We start from the raw sequence: 17,641 nt of genomic DNA, 5'->3' as shown, positions 1-17,641 counted from the left end.
TTGGTTTGCCAGAATTACTTTTCAAAGGTAGAAAGAGCTGAGCAAGCCCCACACTTTGCGCAGCCTGCTTTGATATCTGCTGATGACATCCCTGCCTGCTTTAACATGGCACCGACTTGTTCATAAAGAGTGAACATAAATTCGCTCTTAGGAGCAGGATGATGAGCGAGGGGAGTGCCTGTGATGGGAACAAAGGGTACCACAAAGGGATAAACGCCGATTTGAATCAGGCGATCGCAAACCTCCAATAAGGTCTCCAAACTATCTCCCAATCCTGCCAATAAGTAGGTATTCACTTGTCCCCAACCAAAGACTTTGACTGCGGCAGCAAACGCCTTGAAATAGTACTCAACGGGGACTGTAGCTTTCCCTGGCATAATCCTAGCCCGAACCTCTGGGTCAGCCGCTTCCAAATGCATGCCTAAGCTATCAATTCCTGCTGCCTGCATGCGATCGAACCAGACAAAATCATCTGGAGGTTCACACTGCGCCTGAATCGGGATATTCACCCTGGCTTTGATGGCTTTGGCACATTCTGTCAAATAAGCCGCACCGCGATCGCTGCTGTTAGGAGTTCCTGTCGTCATCACCATTTGCTTCACTCCATCCAGCCGCACCGCTGCTTCGGCAACTTCAGCTAGTTGAGCAGGAGTTTTCCGAGCAATTGTTCTCCCTGCTGCCAATGATTGCCCGATGGCACAAAACTGGCAAGAGCTATCTGTATTACCATAACGCATACAGGTTTGTAGCACCGTGGTCGCTAATACATCTCGGCTATGCAACAAGGCAATTTGGCTGTAAAGGATACCGTCAGCCGTTGTAAGGTTGTAGAACTGGGGCGGCTGAGGAAACTGAATTGGGGCGATCGCTTCTCCCTGATGATCTAAAGTCAATGATGGAGATGAGGTGGTAGTGACTGTGTAAGGCGATCGCGCTGCTGGATTGTTGAAGATAGGCACCATGACAGTTGTGCCGTCTACAGTCACAGCTTTGTGATCAGAAGGACCCGCTCCACCTTTGCGTCCTGCTGCTCCAATTTCTTCTACCAGCTTCAACCCATGGGTTTGCAGTTCTACAATCAACTGTTGCTTGTTCATAGACTGGGTTTACGCTCCCACCGAAACTTTCTCTCAGGCTCTTGAATCAGCACATCATTAATACTGGCCTCTCGTCTTTGCATCAACCCATTCTCGGCAAACTCCCATTGTTCATTGCCGTAAGCTCGATACCAATAGCCAGAATCATCATGCCATTCATACTCAAATCGCACCGAGATCCGATTTCCTGTAAAGCTCCAAAGCTCCTTTTTGAGACGGTAATCTAACTCCTTGGCCCACTTGCGATTCAGAAAAGCCGCGATCGCTTCTCGCCCACTAAAGAACTCAGCTCGATTGCGCCATTGGGAATCCTCTGTGTAGGCCAAGGCGACCTTTTGAGGATCGCGCGTGTTCCAAGCATCTTCTGCAGCTTGAACTTTGGCTTTTGCTGTTTCTAGGGTAAAGGGGGGTAGAGGTGGTTTTTCCATGCAGTGTTGCAGTTAGGGAGTAGGTTGTAGGGAAGGGTCAAGGGGTATTTCGCTTATTGAAAAACTGCTATCGGGAGATTCTGCTATCACTGTTTGAGCCTCTAAATTGACTTGCAATTGCAGCAACTCTGGGCGGGAATAGTGACCCACACAATCCATCATGCGTTTCCGTTTAGTAATTAAAGAGAAATTCAGATCGGCGATCGCCATTCCCTCGCCTTCTGTAATCGGTGGACAAAGATGATTTCCTTCAGGTCCGATAATTGCGGTATTACAGCCGCCACTGAGCACCCGTTGCAGTTTCTCATCAGAGGTGATCTGACCGACTTGTTCTGGGGAGAGCCAACCTGTGGCATTAACAACGAAACAGCCAGCCTCCAAGGCATGATGACGAATCGTGACTTCAATCTGGTCGGCGAAAATCTGCCCTACTAAGGAACCGGGAAATTGAGCACAGTGAATTTGTTCATGCTGGGCCATGAGGGCGAAGCGAGCCAAAGGATTGTAGTGCTCCCAGCAAGCCAAGGCACCCAGTTTTCCCACTGCTGTCTCCACAACCTTCAAGCCAGAACCATCTCCTTGCCCCCACACCATTCGCTCATGATAGGTGGGTGTAATCTTGCGCCGCTTCAACAATAGAGTGCCGTCGGCATCAAAAATTAACTGCGTGTTGTAGAGGGAGCCATGATCTCGCTCATTGACTCCTAGCACCACCACCATTGCATAAGAACGAGCCGCTCTGCTCACCGCATCTACCACTGGCCCAGGTACTGTCACCGCTTCTTCATACAGCCGCATATGTTCCTGTCCCATGAGAACGGGCGGTTGCACAAAGGAGAAGTAAGGATAATAAGGGATAAAAGTCTCAGGGAAAACGATCAGTTGCACCCCTGCTTTGGCAGCTTTAGCGATCGCCTGCAACACTTTCTCGGTGGTGCCATCTCGACTAAACAAAACTGGGCTAATCTGTATGGCTGCGGCTCGAATGGTATGAGAATCATTCATTATTTACAAGGTCCAAGTATCTAAAATTAAGGCTCCATCTTTGCGATGCAGGAGCACTAGATCTAGTACATCCAAAGGATTAATGGGACGGATACCAGGAATCAGGGAGGGTTCACCATGACCGTATAAAGCTTGTAGAGCAAAGCGGCAAGCATAAACTTTGCCACCTTCCGCCATAAACTTGCTGATTTGGTCGTTAAAATTTTGATGTCCAGGGAAAGCTGCATCTCCTAACTTAGGAAATCCTCGCTGTACCCCCAAAGTTACACCAGGGCCATACAGCAAGACAGAAGTTTCAAATCCTTTACGCAGCAAACGTGTAGCTTGCAAGAGATTAACAAAACCAATCGATCCTTCAAACGCAACGGTGTGGAATGTCACCAATGCTTTCTCGCCAGGTTCGGCTTTGACATCGGGAAATACTTTCTCTTCATAATCAACAAAGAAATCACCAACTTGATGAGCAGGAGTGGTTACTTCAGGCATCTCTTTTTCCTTGAATGGTGTTGCCAGATTAAGGGCTGGCTGAGGAGATCTTTGTATCCCTCACTACGAAAGGTTTAACTCTATCAATAAGGCTAGGGAGGGCGATCGCTAGGTCTCATTCCGAGGTCAAAACGATGAAAATTAGTACCAAATTCACCCAGTCACCTATCGATTTCGCTAGGTCGCTAACGACGTATATCTAGACTACGAACCCAGCAAGAATTCATTGACCACACTCCAGTCATTGGGGTAGGACACCTTCTTCCTGGCGACGATGTAATCGGCTAGATAACTAGCGTCACGAGCGACCCCAGAAAAGCGACCTGACCCCCAAGTGTAGAGCCAGGGAAGTCCTAGAAAATATAGCCCCCAAACTCCGGTTACACCGCGTTCATGACCTGGATACCCCTTGCCATCAAAGACAGGCACTTCTACCCAACTAAAATCAGTCTGATATCCAGTACACCAAATCACTGCACTGATATTGGCTTGAGCATAGTCTAAGCTAAGAATCGACTGCTCAGGCTGCCAGATTGGATGATAAGCAGGTTCTGTAGGAGCCTCAATCTGATTTTTTTCAATAAATCCATCGATAGTTTTCTTGATACTTTCCGCCACCGCATCGGCTTGATCTAAATTTTGCTGCAAGTTATCCCAGAATTCCAACTGGCGATCGCTAATGTCCTTCAGCCTGCCATACAACTGCATTCCTTCTAGGGCAAACTGTCGCAAATCAATTTCTCGACCGCCATCTCGACCTGTAACATAGTGATTAGCTTTGGCTCTCACTTTTTCTTTTTGGGGATGCTCCTCAATCGATAAATCGTAATATCCCATCTGGTCCAGCCAATCGACCACATCTTTACCTCGGTACCGCCGGGGCGATCGCGGTGCACTCCCCACACAGAGATGTACTTGTCTGCCAGCCAAGTGCAGATCCTCAGCAATTTGGCATCCTGACTGCCCCGTACCTATGACCAACATGGCTCCAGGCGGTAAGGACTGGGAGTTTTTATATTCTGAAGCGTGGAGTTGCGTGATGTTTTTAGGGAGCCGTTCAGCAATCTTTGGCACCTTAGGAAGATGGTAGCTACCGGATGCCACAACTACCTGGTCAGCCGTGTATTCTCCAATTGAAGTTGTCACCTCAAAGAAGTTTTGGGCTACATTCTGACTAAGCTTTAATACCTCAACACCTTGCTGAATGGGAGGATCGAAAGAGGCAGCATAAGCTTCAACGTATTGTACAATTTCGTTTTTCTGCATGAAACCATGAGGATCATTACCTGGATAGGCATAGCCTGGGAGTTTACATTGCCAATTGGGTGTGACCAAACAAAAGGAGTCCCAGCGTTTAGTGCGCCAAGCATAGCCAATTTTGTTCTTCTCAAAAACAACGTGATTAATGCCTCTCTCCTTTAAGCAATAGCTCATGGAGAGTCCTGCCTGACCTCCACCTACAATAATGACTGAATAGTGATTGTTCATAAGCTGACTTCTGACTGGCTGGAATGTGTTGCCAGATTAAGTCCTGATTTCGCAAGTCTTTGTATCTCTCACTACGGAAGCGGGAGATCTAGTAATAAGGACAGGAGAAACGATCGCAGCACTTCCTCAGATTTATGTAACCAGCCATCCCTTAGCGATCGCCTGATAAATCGCTTGGCAACGAGTCCGCGCCTGCAATTTCGCCAAGACATTATTCATGTGAAACTTAACGGTACTTTCGCTAATGATTAGATGATCGGCAATATCGCGATCGCGATGTCCCTGAGTCAACAAAGCCAGAATCTCCAACTCTCGCTCAGACAGAGGTTGCTGTTTCTCCAAATCTGGGTCGATACCCCACGATTCACCCTGGGACAACGCTTCTACCGCCTGTCTCAATGTCTCTGGGCTGGTAGACAAATCAACTTTACCTCGAATCCCCTTCGGTGCAATTTGACTTCCCTGTTGCACCCACAGCACCCATTTCGCTGTCTGAATTTGTGTGGCATCATCGGTCAATAAAGGTACATTTTTGTCTGCTTCTTTGGCTATTCCACGGCAAAGTGGTAGACCTGCCGAAAAAGCTAGGTGTGTAAAGGCTAGTTGTAGAACTGATGAGTGGCATTGAATTCGCAATTGATGATCACCGCGATCGCGCCAATTGGGTACTTTGAGCAAAAACTGCATGGCCCGTTGATTACTGGTGGCTCGGGTTTGCAGCACTCCCCCTAAACAGGTGACAGTAAAAAACAGTTTATTTAGAGAGGACGGCAAGCCATTTGGTGGATCGAGGTCGGGAAAATGAGTTGCCGGAATCATGGCCTCTAATGCTACAGACTCTGCTGTATAAATCAGCCGACAATAGTGACAGGTAAATTGGTACAAAGTTTCGGCTGCTTGCAAGAAGACATAAGCTACTGGCAGAGGGAGAGGTCGCTCTGTGCCTACCAAAGTTAAGCGGGTATCACTTAGCAGACTGACTAATTGATCAGAAAGAGAGAGATAGTTGAATTTAAGGCTCTGAACCGCAGGCTGGGCCATCGACTGCATCGAGGTTTGCCAAATCTGCTTTTCCTGCTGATATTGTATAGCTGTGTCTAAGGCGATCGCTGTAACCGTGCAAAGAGTCTGTAAAACCTCTAGAAACTCTGTCTCCATTGCTTGATGGCTAAAAGTTGCCAGCACGCCGATGACTTTATCTTGAATCACTAAGGGATATCCTGCAAATCCTCGAATGTTGTTAGCGATCGCCCATTCGCGATTTCCCACCCAAGTTTCTGCCGCAAGATGATTGCTCAAAAAGGAAACTCGATTTTGAGCAATTTTGCCCACTTTGTAAGCTCCCATCGGGACTCGCCCAAAGGTGCCATTGAGATGTGTATACATGCCTGAGGAAGCAACTAGCTTTAAGGTAGTTTGCTCTGGTTCTAGTAGCCAGATCCGGGCTAAGGCACAGTCAAACTTCTCTACCAAGCCATTGGCGACCCGACGGGCTATTTCTTCTGGTTCTAAGCAACCAGAAAAGCCTTGGGCAATTTCATTGCCCTGCTGCAAGTCAAACAGAATTCGAGTTGCATCAAGGTGCTCTATCAACGGATTAGGCATTGGTATATCGCTCCAGTCCCTAATCTATTGAGGACTAGATTGTTTCCTGACTCTGTATCTCAAGTTACGGAAGGGCTACCTGTTTCGGTATAGGGGCGATCTATATAAACCTAATATTTCCCTACAGCTTTTGGCAGACTCACTGAAACATCTAACCTGAGTTAGGTGGATGATACCTGAAACCTAGACAGAATCAAGGTATTCAAGCCTTTTTGCTTGAAACATAATCCAGTGTAGGGCTGGCTTGCTGCTCTTTAATACTTTTCCCATAAGGATTGGGTCCCAAGAACAAAACATTCATTAACTTAACTTTCCTATAAGAGACATAACAAGAGACACAACATGGTTACAACCCTAAACGATACAAAGCGGCTCGCGATCGCAGAAAGATTGGCAGACCTGAGAGCACTTCAGGCTTTCATTCTCTCCAACGATCAAAAACTAATTGAAGCTTGCCCTTACCAAGACGTGCGGGAACGGCTACAGAACATGCTGGCTGACGATCAGAAAAATCTTGGTATTATCGACACCGTCGTTGTGCAATACGGCATTCAATCTGAACCTAGTGCTGCAACCAAGGCTTTTATTCCTCAGTTTGAGCAGATGATGTCAGGTAATGAGTTGACGTTCTACCAAAAACTCATGCACCACGAACTGATGAAGCACAATCAAGTAATGAGTGGCATCGTGATCCATAAGGCAGCTCAGAAAGTAGGCGCAGACATCGAATTAGCCATTGGCCCTTTGAATACGGTTAACTTTGAAGGCCGAGCGCACCAAGAACAGCTCAAGGGCTTGCTAGAACAAGTTGGTGTCCGGGAAATGACAGGTCAAGATGCCGATCAAGGTCTCTGGGCAAGAGTGCAAGACGCGATCGCCGCTTTCTCTGGTGTGGCTGGTAGTGTTGTCACTCAGAATACCGACAAGCAGGATATGAATATCCAGACTTTGATTCGTCTGGACCACGAGAAGGTGAATACCATCTTCACAGAAATTGGGGCCACCAAAGATCCTCAAAAACTCCAAGAGTACTTCGGGCAGCTCTACAAAGATTTGCTAGTTCACGCTCAAGCAGAAGAAGAAGTCGTTTATCCAAAAGTTCGCCCCTTCTACGGTAACGACGATACGCAGGAGCTATACGACGAGCAAGCTGAGATGAAGCGGGTGCTAGATGAAATCAAAGCGATGAATCCTGCTGATGCTGATGCTTTCAGATCCAGAATCAAGGATTTGATGGATGCCGTGGGTGATCACATCCGTCAAGAAGAAAGCACGATGTTTTCCGCGATCGATCGCAATTGCAGCACTGAGCAAAAAGAGCAACTAGCCACTGAATTCAAAGCTACCAAGAGCCGTATTCAGCAAGAACTGGCAGCTTCTCTGCGATAACAATCAAGGCTGACCTCTCCCCAAACCCCTCTCCTTCAACGAGAGGGGCTTTGAATACCAACAAATAGTCCGGGATAATGTCTGTGGGGTGCGGAAACTATGAAATAGCTAGATGGGTGGCAGAATTACAGCCGCTCTATCTCAACGACATCAGCAAAGGGTGAGACAGAATGACGGTGGAGGAAGCATTAGTAGTTGTTGAGCGAATCTTGCCTCAAGGACGGTTAAGCAAAATTCAGGCAGAAATTTTGCGTCAATCTTGGGACGGGAAATCCTACACAGATATAGCTCTCGCTTCTGATTACGATGCTGGCTATGTCAAAGATGTGGGGTCTCACTTGTGGCAGCTGCTCTCCCAAGTGTTAGGTGAAAAAGTCACAAAACATAACTTTCGGGGAGTATTACAACGCTTTATTCAACGAGAAGTAACTAGCACCCAACCGCTAGCACCCGTTTCCCCGCTCATCCTCCCTAAGCCTTCAACGGCGATCGCTCACAATCTACCCGTCCGAGATTTCAGCCGCATCATAGGACGCGATCGCGAACTTGCCCAGTTACTAGAAGCGCTGACCTTCGATTGCCCCACTCACTGCATCAGCATCGAAGGTATTGGCGGCATGGGTAAAACTACCCTGACTTTGTCTGCGGCCTATCACTACCTACACGCTACATCCAACACTGCTAATCCGGAGCCTGACTCATTTCTGAGGCTTGCACCCACGTTTGAGGCGATCATCTTCACCTCGGCTAAACAAGAGCGTCTCACACCCCAAGGAGTCTTGCCTCGTCTGAAGCCAGAGCGGAGTTTGCGGGATGTCTTCCGCGCGATCGCTCGCACGCTCAAGTGCTCGGATATTTTATTGATGGATTTTGAGGAGCAGATTGAACAAATTCAGGATGCGTTAAATCGTCAGTCTACCCTGCTGATTGTAGACAACCTGGAAACCTTAGAAGACTGGCGGTCGATCTTGGCATTCTTGTATGACCTGCCATCTACGGTTAAAGTGGTGATCACCAGCCGTCAACAGTTCTCATTTCATGCCATTCGCTTAGAGCCACTGCCACCTGCGGAAAGCTTTTCCCTCATTCAGCAGCAGGTTCAAAGTAAGAGTATCGTGCTAGGGTCAACCGATGTGCAAACCCTACATCATTACACCAGCGGCGTACCTGCGGCTATTATTTATGCGATCGGGCAACTCGCAGCAGGCTACCCAGTGAAACATCTACCTTCTCGTTTGACCTTGGCGGTTGGGGACTATGCTCACTTCTATTTCCAGAGTTCTATGTCCCTGCTTCAAGGCACCTTACCTCACTACTTACTCATGGCGTTGGCACTGTCTCCGGGGTCAGCTCCTTTAGAGGCGATCGCGCATATTGCAGGCAGCGACAATCTCGCTCACTCGATGGAGGGGTTGGCACAATTGCTGCAACTTTCTCTGGTGAATCAGCAGGCAGGGCGCTACAGTATCTTGGCGCTAACGCGAGAATATGCTTTAGCAGAATTGGCGACCCATCCCAACTTTGAGCAAGCAGCCCGCAATCGCTGGATCAATTGGTTCCTGTCTTATGTGCAACAGCACGGCGGCAAAGATAGCAAAGAATGGCAGGAATATCCTCTGCTCGACCAGGAATGGGATAACCTGCAAGCGGTGATTGAATGGTGTATTGCCAGCGATCGCTATGACGAGATGCGGCAGTTGTGGCAGCAGGTCAACTCCTACACCCACACGCAAGGCTACCGCAAAAATCGGTTGAACGTCTGGAACACTCGCCTCGACTGGGCTGATTGGCTCATCCAAGCTGCCGAGCAACGGCAAGATTGGTTTACTGCTCTAGAAGTGATGCTGGACCAAGGCTGGACCCTAACTTTACTCGGTCAATCCAGACATTTAGAACAAGCTCATACCCTCTATCAAAAAGCTTGGGAACAGCGGCATTACCAAACCCTCAACTTCCAAGCCGAGTTAGCCATCAACATCGCCGTGCTCCGAATTCAACAGCGCCTTTTTGTCGAAGCGACAGACTGGCTACAACAAGCGCAACAACTCCTTAGCCGCGCTGCAATCGAGACATCTATGCCGCGATCGCAGATACAGATTTGGTATTACCAAGGCGAGGTGGCTTACAAAACCGAAAACTATAACCAAGCCCACACCTTATTCCAACAAGTCTTAGCGCAAGCTGAATACCTGGATTGGCAACGGGCTAAGTTTTTAGCTAAAGACTGGTTAGCGGATATTGCCATTCAGCAACAGCACTTCAGCGAAGCACAACACTTGCTAGAGGAAGGCTTGCAAGCAGCCACAACCAACCAAGACACATGCCGAGTCGCCTTTTGTGAGCGATCGCTAGCCCGCCTAGAAAAAGCCCGTGGCAACGGTGCGATCGCCCAACATTGGGCCGCGACAGCGAAACACCGCTTTGAGGAGTTGGGAATGCTAACCGAAGCTAAGGAAACAGCCGTCCTGCTGCAAACCTTGGTATAAGCCTAACAACCTATCACCTAACGACTAAAGTCACGGCTACAAAAACAAAGACCGCGCAGGCGGTCTCATTCTTGAAAAACTATTTATAGCCTGCGGAGGCAGGCTTGGTTTCAATAGCCCCAAGCTTCAGCCTGCGGAATATTTAGGCAGGGGTAAAAAAGCTCCTCAAAGCATCCTCCATTGAGAGGCTAACGGTAGGACGCGATTGAGAAGTAGAACGATCTACGCCTCGGCAAGTTTGCATTGCTTGTAAGGGTTCGCAATCCGATGGAGCAACACCCGTCGCCAAATCTAATCCAAAGTGTTTGCGAAAGAGCACCTGAGTGAGTGCGTAAGCCTGTTGCCAATTCTGTTGATCGGCTTCTCCTCTTGTACCCAGATAAGGAAAATGATGGATAAATCGCCCGAATAAGTGTTGACAATCTTCCGCATACTTATGTGTGTCCAGGATATGTTGATGCCAAACCTGATCGATTTCCTGAGTTGGTACCAGTTGTAAGCGAGGATATTGTCCTACCAAATAAAGAAAACCCAGATAACGCGCGATCGCCCTAGTAGTCTGAAGTTTCGTCCACTGAGGACCAGTCTGAGAGTGCATTAATTGATGGGCAATAGGGCCAAGATCAAGCGATCGCACCTTTTGGAGAAATGCTTGATATGATTGAGGTGAGGCGGGGTACTGCACCATTGTGGCTTGCTCCTTCAAAGTAGACGTAGCTTAGGAGAAGTTTGTTTTAGAACCAACAAGTCATCTCCTATCTATAAACATCGCTAAAAGTATGGCCTCGTACGGATTTTAATCGGTTCACTTTTTGGTTCAGTTTTGGTTCAGTGTCACATTTCGTCAACATCAATTCTGAAATGAGCGTGCAATACTGAGATAGACTCAGTTTCCGCTCTCGTGCAATCTATCAATGCCCTCGCTCAAGGTCTCCCCTCAGGAGTTAAATCGAATCAAGCAGCTTAGGAAAGCGAGACACTGGGCAATTGAAGACAGGCAGTGGTTGATTGTTGCTAGCCAAATTCTTGACTCCGCCACCGACTGGGGCTCTGAAGCTTACGCAGGCCAACAAATTTTTGCTCCTGGCGTTTCTCTTTCTACTTGGAAGCGCTTTTTACGGGGTGAGGCAATCAACGCCAAAGTCTTCAAGGCTTTCTGCCAAGTCCTAGAACTGCCTTGGCAATCGGTTGTAGAACTAGAGGAAACAGTAGGAATTAGTTCTCCATTAGTTCCGCCCGCTGTGTCTCTGTCCTGTTATCAGGATTGGGGAGAGGCTCCAGAGGTTCCCGTGTTTTTTGGGCGATCGCAGGAATTGAGCACTCTGGAGCAATGGGTTTTAGGGGATCGGTGCCGTCTAGTCGCAATTTTGGGTATTGGTGGCACTGGCAAAACGGGGCTCTCGCTGAAATTTGGCTCTGGTGGGATGGGCAAGACTAACCTATCTCTCGCCTTGGCTCAGAATATTCAGGATGAGTTTGAGTGCATCGTTTGGCGATCGCTCCTCAATGCTTCTTCCTTGGCTACTTTACTGGTAGATCTGATCCAGATTCTCTCAAATCAGCAGGAATCAACCCTGCCAAATACTTTAGAAGACAGTCTTTCTCGGTTATTGCATTACCTGCGATCGCGACGGTGTTTGCTGATTTTAGATAACGTAGAAACGATTCTGCAAGGCGGAGATGTCGCAGGGCAATATCGAGCAGGATATGAAGGCTACGGACAACTATTCAAGCAACTGGGAGAAGTACCTCACAAAAGCTGCCTATTGCTCACCAGCCGCGAGAAGCCACGAGAAGTAGCGCGTTTAGAAGGTCGCAATCGACCTGTGCGATCGCTAGAGCTAGGAGGTTTGGGAGTCACCGATGGACAGCAGATTTTTACGGAGATCGATGAGTTCTCTGGTTCCGAACAGGATTGGCAGGAGCTAATTGCGCTCTACAATGGCAATCCCCTAGCCCTAGAACTAGCAGCCAAACATATCCGAGATGTGTTCGGTGGCAACCTTAACGAATTTCTCAAGTATGGTAAACCTATCTTTCATGACTTACAAGACCTATTAGATTGGTACTTTCAGCGCTTAACTGAGCAGGAAATTGAGGTAATTTATTGGTTGGTAATCAATCGCGAGCCAGTAGCGATCGCCCAACTAAGTGAGGATCTCCTCTCTCCCATCTCTAAGGAGCAACTACCCACCACGCTCCAATCCCTGCAACGCCGCTTGGCGCTAGAAAAAACTGGCGATCGCTTTACGCTGCATCCAGTGTTGATGGAGTATTTCGTCGCTCAATTCATTCAGGCGATCGCAGCGGAGATCCAAACAGGCGATATACGCTTCTTCAAAAGTCATACTTTGCTGAAGGCGATCGCGAAAGACTATATCCGTGAAGCTCAAAAGCAACTGATTTTACAGCCACTCACTGATCAGCTTTTGGCTAAATTAGGTGAATTTGCAGCGGTTGAACAACAACTAAACCAACTTTTGGCAGAGTTGCGAGGTAAACCTTCATCGTACACAGGCTATGCGGCAGGTAATATCCTCAATCTACTTTGCCATCTAAAAGTAGACTTGAGCGATCGAGATTTCTCTAATCTAGCAATTCGCCAAGCTTATTTAGCCAATATCTCTCTACATCGCATCAATCTCACTGATACCACTATCGAGCGCTCTGTTTTTACCGAAACCACCGGAAGCATTCTCGCCATTACTTTTAGTCCTGATGGTAATTTGCTGGCAACAGGAGAAACAGACGGCATTCTCCGCCTATGGCACGTACATTCAGGGAGACAAATTTTAACTTGGAAGGGGCATAGCAGCTGGGTTAGCTCAGTTGTTTTTAGCCCAGATGGTAGTATTTTAGCTAGCAGCAATCTTGACCATACCATTCGCTTTTGGGACATTGCCACAAAGACCTACTTAAGGACGCTGGAAGGACACACGGGTTGGGTACAAGACATCCTATTCAGCGTAGATGGTCAACTTCTATTCAGCGCTAGTAGTGACCAAACGGTAAAAATTTGGCAAGTTAGCACAGGTATCTGCCTCAAAACTTTGGCAGGACATTGTGATCGCATTTGGAAGTTGGCTCTCAGTCCTGATGGCCGTTTACTGGCTAGCGGTAGCTCTGATTTTACAATTCGCTTGTGGGATACTCATACTGGAGAATGTATGAGAGTTCTGAAAGGGCACCAACATTGGATTAGATTCGTAGAGTTTTATCCAGATAATAAAACCTTACTCAGTATTGGGGATGATAAGACTTTAAGAAGATGGGATTGCCATACGGGCGAGTGCTTAGCCATTTTGCCAAATCATATGCAATTGTTAATCTCCAGTACTAGTAACGAAACAGGAAAATTGCTAGCGATGGCTGACCCTGAAAATAGGGTGCAGCTCTGGAGTTTAGAAAATTGGTGTTGCGAAAAGATACTGGAGGGACATTCCAATCAGATTTCAGCGATCGCATTTAGTTCTGATGGGATGACTTGCGCGACAGGAGGAGAAGACCAAATCCTTAAAATATGGGATGTACAAACTGGACAACTTGTTAGAGCATTGCACGGATTCAAAGATGAAGTGACTGCCATTGTCCATTCTCATACTAATAATTGGCTAGTCAGTGGCTATCGTAATGGCACAATTCGCCTGTGGAACTCCTCAACCGGTGAAGGCTGCAAAACTTTCGAGGAACACACTGCAAGAATTTGGTCTGTTACCCTCAGTTCAGATAATTCTATGATTGCCAGTGCTGGTGGTGACTCATCTATCCGTGTGTGGGATGCTGAGACTGGTGCATGTCTTCGAGTTTTACCAGGAAGTAATTACTGGTTCTGGGCAGTTGCTTTTAGCCTCAACAACGAGGTATTGATTAGCGGTGCAGGGAATGGATGTATTCAGTTTTGGGATGTGCGATTGGGAGAATGCCTAAGAGCGATCGCGGCACACCAAGGCCGAGCCTGGTCTCTCTCCTGTAGCCCTGATGGCAAAACGTTAGTCAGTGGTGGGCAAGATTTAGCCGTCAAATTCTGGGATCTCTCATCTGGGAAATATCTTGGAGAACTACCTCCTGTGGAACATCCTGTCTGGTTAGGCGAGTTTAGTCCTGACGGTCAGATCCTGGCTTGTAGTAGTCCTGATGGTACTCTGAGTTTATGGGATGCTAATACTCGTAACTGTTTGCACTTTCTCCCAGGCCACTCGAAGCAGACTTGGCGAGCGAAATTTAGTGTAGATAGCAAACTTCTAGCTAGCTGTAGTGATGACCAAACCGCTCGGATTTGGGATGTTGCCGCTGGGAAATGCCTGCAAGTGCTGACAGGCCACACCCATACAGTGAATTCAGTCTACTTTCTTCCTGATAACCAAACTCTCGCGACTGGCAGCCAAGACGGCACCATTCGCCTTTGGGAGGTTATCACTGGAAAATGCCTCAACGTTTTACGCGCCCCTCGTCCCTATGAAGGCATGAAGATTAAAGGCATAAAAGGGCTAACCGATGCCGAGAAAGAAACGCTGCACCTTTTGGGGGCTGTAAGTTAGGGAGCGATCGCCTCTCTCGGAAAACCAATCTTGAGCAGTAACTCCTGCCAACGCTCCTGTGGTAAAGTACCTCCTGATGCTTGATCATGCCCGTGACCGTAGCTGCCTTCTCCCTCAGAGATCTGCTGTGCCCGGAGAAACTCCAACACATTGGCACTGGTAGAGCGGGCGGAGAAATTAACTCGGCCAGGGAGATAACCGGAATTAGCCACGATCACAATATGTTTAGGGAGACGAGTGCGCCAACTTTGAGCCAGCAGGGGATGAATTTGGCAGGGAGAGTTAACTTGAATCAACGCCACATCCCCCGCGAAAACAGGTGCCGCTTTTCGGCCTACCTCCATTGCTGCTTTCACCTCTGCCCGCGCCGATTGCAACTGTTGCACGGCATCTGAGGTAGAGTTCACCAATTCCTTAGGATTGCTGTGCGTCAGTAGGGCTTGCGCTGCGGCTTCTGGATTGTAGTGAGAGGCTCGACGGATAGCATTAATGAGAACCGTTGCCTCTTTTAAGTATTTGGCGGTGTACTTGCGCTTAGCAGTACTCAACAACTCAAAAGGAGCGCGATCGCCCAGATCACTGACAATTCCAATTGCGGCAACCCAATCTAAATCCGAGATATCCGCGATCGCTTGACACAGATCCCAAACTAGGAGCGATGTATTCGGCACAGGGTCCCAAGTGTAAGCACTAATTAATGTATCTCCGGGTGGCACTCCTTCGGGATGGTGATGATCGATAAAACAGGTAGGAACGCCTGCCAATACAGGTTCAGTTTGACTGCCCAAATCCAGGACAAACAAGCGATCGGGATGCTCCGCCTTGACGCGATCGCGGTTACTATGGGTCCAAGCATTTCGTTCGCGATCGGGAATCACACGGGTAGGAGCGACAAACCCAGCTCGCTGAAAGGCTTGCTGCCATACCACACCCGCCGTTACACCATCAGCATCGGAGTCATGTAGTGCCACCAATTTACTAGCGGTAGAAATGCCTCTGACAAACTGTGCGAACACGGTACAGGCTGCTGCCAAGTTGTGAGTGAGATCCGTTCTAGTTTCCAGTTTTTGCGTCATGATCGATAAGTTCTCATGTTTCTGCGAGCCGACGGACTGTTTCTAGCGTGTCAATCTCTTCCGGTGGCTTATCATGCCGTATCCGCACAATCCGAGGAAAGCGCAGGGCATAGCCGCTCTTGTGGCGCTTGGAGAGTTGGACGCGATCGAACGTCACCTCTAGAACAATTTGAGGCTCCACAACATGCACTTTGCCATGAGCAAACTCTTGCAGTGTATGTGCTTGAAACCAAGTAGATAGCTCTGTCACTTCCGTATCCGTCAAGCCAGAATAAGCCTTTCCCACATTTAGCAAAGTAGGGTCGGTTTCACTGGCTCGCACTGCAAAGGTATAATCCGAGAGAAAGCGACTGCGCTTGCCGGTGCCTACTTCTGCCGCTGTCACCACCACATCCAAAGTAGCGATCGCCCGCTTGATTTTTAGCCAATCCTTGCCTCGGCGACCAGGTTTGTAGGTAGAGTCAAGTGCCTTGACCATCAAGCCTTCGTTACCGCGATCGCGAGCTGCGAGAAATTCTGCATCCAAAGCCGTGGCATCGCTAAAGCGTTGTGAGACTGCCCGACGAACTCTCGGTGTCGCCAGTGGCAGCATAGTTAATGCTGTTTGACGCTGCACATACGGCTCCTCTATCAACACCGTGCCATTTTGGTAGAGCAGATCATAGGCAACAAACGCCACAGGCACTTCAGCTAGTAGTTTTTCCGTAGGGGTTTTACGCCCCAGCCGCTTTTGTAGTTTCTGAAAGGGGAGAATTTGCTCATCTCGGAATGGTACAATCTCGCCATCCAAAATCAATTCTGTGGTTTTTCCTTCTCTAGTCCCTCTTGCTAAAGCAGCCAATGGAGACAACAAGTCTGGGAAACTCGCTGTGATGTCATCTAAGGTGCGAGAAAAAAGAGCCACCCGAATGCCATCAATTACTATTCCGTGAGCCGATTTATTTGCTGGATCGGCGGGAGCAATATGGGCTTGGGCTCGAATGCCATCGTATTTATCCTCAACCGCAAATTCTCCTGGTAACAGTCGGGATACTTCTACCAAATCCTCGGCGGGACTTGCCAACATAAACTTAATTGGATGAAATAGCTGCATTTGGGCTTGCCCTAGCTGGCCGTGACGAGCCAACACAGCCGTTGCCCCAATATCCCCTAGCAACATATTCACCCACTGAATCCGCTCTACCTTTTGCCTCGCCAAACGCGCAATCGCATCTTCTACCGCGCCTTCCTTGAGACCAATCCGCAGATCTCCAGATAACAGCTTGATCAAATACTTTGCTTCTAAGGGAGTCGCGCGTTTCAGCAGTTTGACTACCCACTCTAGTTTGCGCTTGGAGCCTTTGGTTTTGGCAATTTGCTCTAGAGCGATCGCGACATCGGTAAGGTCAAGTAAGGATGAGGCGTGATTGGGAAACACAGCAGCCGTGACATCACCTAAGTCTCCCAGTTTGACCAACTGCGTCTTGAGCGTCTCCAACTCAATCTTCGTAATCAGCATCAAAGCTGACAACAGGGTCGCCCCTCCAACCTTAGTTGTTCTTTGCTCCTTCAAAGGAAACACATAGCCTGCAAAATAACGAGCTGCATAAGCTAGTTGCTCATCGCTGAGGCTATTAAAGTAGTGACCCAGTAAAGCAGACTTGGCCAAGCGTTTCGTTGTGGCACCCACCTGTTCTGCCACTTGGGCAAACCGCCGAAAGGCACCCATCTGAGCGTCTGTGCTAGAGTCAACCTCAGCTTTAACCACAGGGGTGGTGAGTGAGTTAGCGCCAAGATTTCCCGAAGTCATGGATGGTAGTAAAGCGACTTGTATCGAGTTGCCCAGCAAAACGGTTCTCCCTTTTCAACGTTTTGTGCGGCTCACTCTAGCCAGAAAGGCAAAAGAACAGAGAACTCAACCAGGAATGATTCAAATATAGTCAGGGTGAGGGGTCACAGCCTCTATCTTTTGGTACGACCCGCAGGAGCGATCGCGGCTCATTGCCCTGCCGCAAGAGTTATTGCTAAAAGATCTGACTTTCCCCAGACCTTTTCTGACCCTCA

At 48.3% G+C, this 17,641-nt stretch carries 12 protein-coding genes; 3 read left to right on the top strand and 9 right to left on the bottom strand.

Annotated features, from left to right (window positions below):
* Positions 1-14: 14 nt before the first annotated feature.
* From NDA01_RS15905 to NDA01_RS15880, 6 genes are all read right to left on the bottom strand, one after another.
* On the bottom strand, positions 15-1,097 hold the full coding sequence (locus NDA01_RS15905) for an MSMEG_0568 family radical SAM protein (protein ID WP_348228698.1): 1,083 nt from the start codon (positions 1,095-1,097) through the stop codon (positions 15-17).
* A complete protein-coding gene (locus tag NDA01_RS15900; protein WP_348228697.1) occupies positions 1,094-1,525 on the bottom strand; it encodes a nuclear transport factor 2 family protein in 432 nt (143 codons plus the stop codon). The genes NDA01_RS15905 and NDA01_RS15900 overlap by 4 nt, the downstream gene beginning before the upstream one ends.
* A 12-nt stretch (positions 1,526-1,537) precedes the next feature.
* Positions 1,538-2,530, bottom strand: coding sequence for a Nit6803 family nitrilase (locus NDA01_RS15895; protein WP_348228696.1), 993 nt, complete (start codon positions 2,528-2,530; stop codon positions 1,538-1,540).
* Positions 2,531-2,533: 3 nt separating this feature from the next.
* Positions 2,534-3,016 carry an MSMEG_0572/Sll0783 family nitrogen starvation response protein gene (locus NDA01_RS15890; protein ID WP_190440278.1) on the bottom strand — a complete coding sequence of 161 codons (483 nt, stop codon included), beginning with the start codon at positions 3,014-3,016 and terminating at the stop codon, positions 2,534-2,536.
* A 204-nt stretch (positions 3,017-3,220) separates the two neighbouring features.
* On the bottom strand, positions 3,221-4,504 hold the full coding sequence (locus tag NDA01_RS15885; protein ID WP_348228695.1) for an MSMEG_0569 family flavin-dependent oxidoreductase: 1,284 nt from the start codon (positions 4,502-4,504) through the stop codon (positions 3,221-3,223).
* Between the two features lie 132 nt (positions 4,505-4,636).
* Complete coding sequence (locus NDA01_RS15880) at positions 4,637-6,109, bottom strand: LuxR C-terminal-related transcriptional regulator (protein ID WP_348228694.1); 1,473 nt, start codon at positions 6,107-6,109, stop codon at positions 4,637-4,639.
* Between the two features lie 342 nt (positions 6,110-6,451).
* Between NDA01_RS15880 and NDA01_RS15875 the strand changes: the two genes are divergently transcribed.
* Together NDA01_RS15875 and NDA01_RS15870 are read left to right on the top strand one after the other, a co-directional pair.
* On the top strand, positions 6,452-7,498 hold the full coding sequence (locus tag NDA01_RS15875; RefSeq protein ID WP_348228693.1) for a hemerythrin domain-containing protein: 1,047 nt from the start codon (positions 6,452-6,454) through the stop codon (positions 7,496-7,498).
* A gap of 170 nt (positions 7,499-7,668) precedes the next feature.
* The gene (locus NDA01_RS15870) at positions 7,669-9,984 is read left to right on the top strand and encodes a helix-turn-helix domain-containing protein (protein WP_348228692.1); all 2,316 of its coding nucleotides are present in this window, start codon (positions 7,669-7,671) and stop codon (positions 9,982-9,984) included.
* 142 nt (positions 9,985-10,126) lie between these two features.
* On the opposite strand, the gene NDA01_RS15865 is transcribed toward NDA01_RS15870, so the two are convergent.
* On the bottom strand, positions 10,127-10,672 hold the full coding sequence (locus NDA01_RS15865) for a glycine-rich domain-containing protein (protein ID WP_348228691.1): 546 nt from the start codon (positions 10,670-10,672) through the stop codon (positions 10,127-10,129).
* 226 nt (positions 10,673-10,898) lie between these two features.
* On the opposite strand from NDA01_RS15865, the gene NDA01_RS15860 reads away from it, so the two are divergent.
* Positions 10,899-14,522, top strand: a complete 3,624-nt coding sequence (locus NDA01_RS15860; protein ID WP_348228690.1) for an NB-ARC domain-containing protein — start codon at positions 10,899-10,901, stop codon at positions 14,520-14,522.
* Here the strand turns inward: NDA01_RS15860 and NDA01_RS15855 are convergent.
* Positions 14,519-15,598: a DHH family phosphoesterase gene (locus NDA01_RS15855; RefSeq protein ID WP_348228689.1), complete on the bottom strand. Its 1,080-nt coding sequence runs from the start codon at positions 15,596-15,598 to the stop codon at positions 14,519-14,521. The genes NDA01_RS15860 and NDA01_RS15855 overlap by 4 nt on opposite strands.
* 13 nt (positions 15,599-15,611) lie before the next feature.
* On the bottom strand, positions 15,612-17,387 hold the full coding sequence (locus tag NDA01_RS15850) for an ATP-dependent DNA ligase (protein ID WP_348228688.1): 1,776 nt from the start codon (positions 17,385-17,387) through the stop codon (positions 15,612-15,614).
* Between the last annotated feature and the right edge of the window lie 254 nt (positions 17,388-17,641).

This window comes from Trichocoleus desertorum AS-A10 (assembly GCF_039962155.1).
GTDB lineage: Bacteria > Cyanobacteriota > Cyanobacteriia > FACHB-46 > FACHB-46 > Trichocoleus.
The sequence above is the reverse complement of the archived record's forward strand: the minus strand, read 5'-3'. Positions and strand labels throughout refer to the sequence as shown.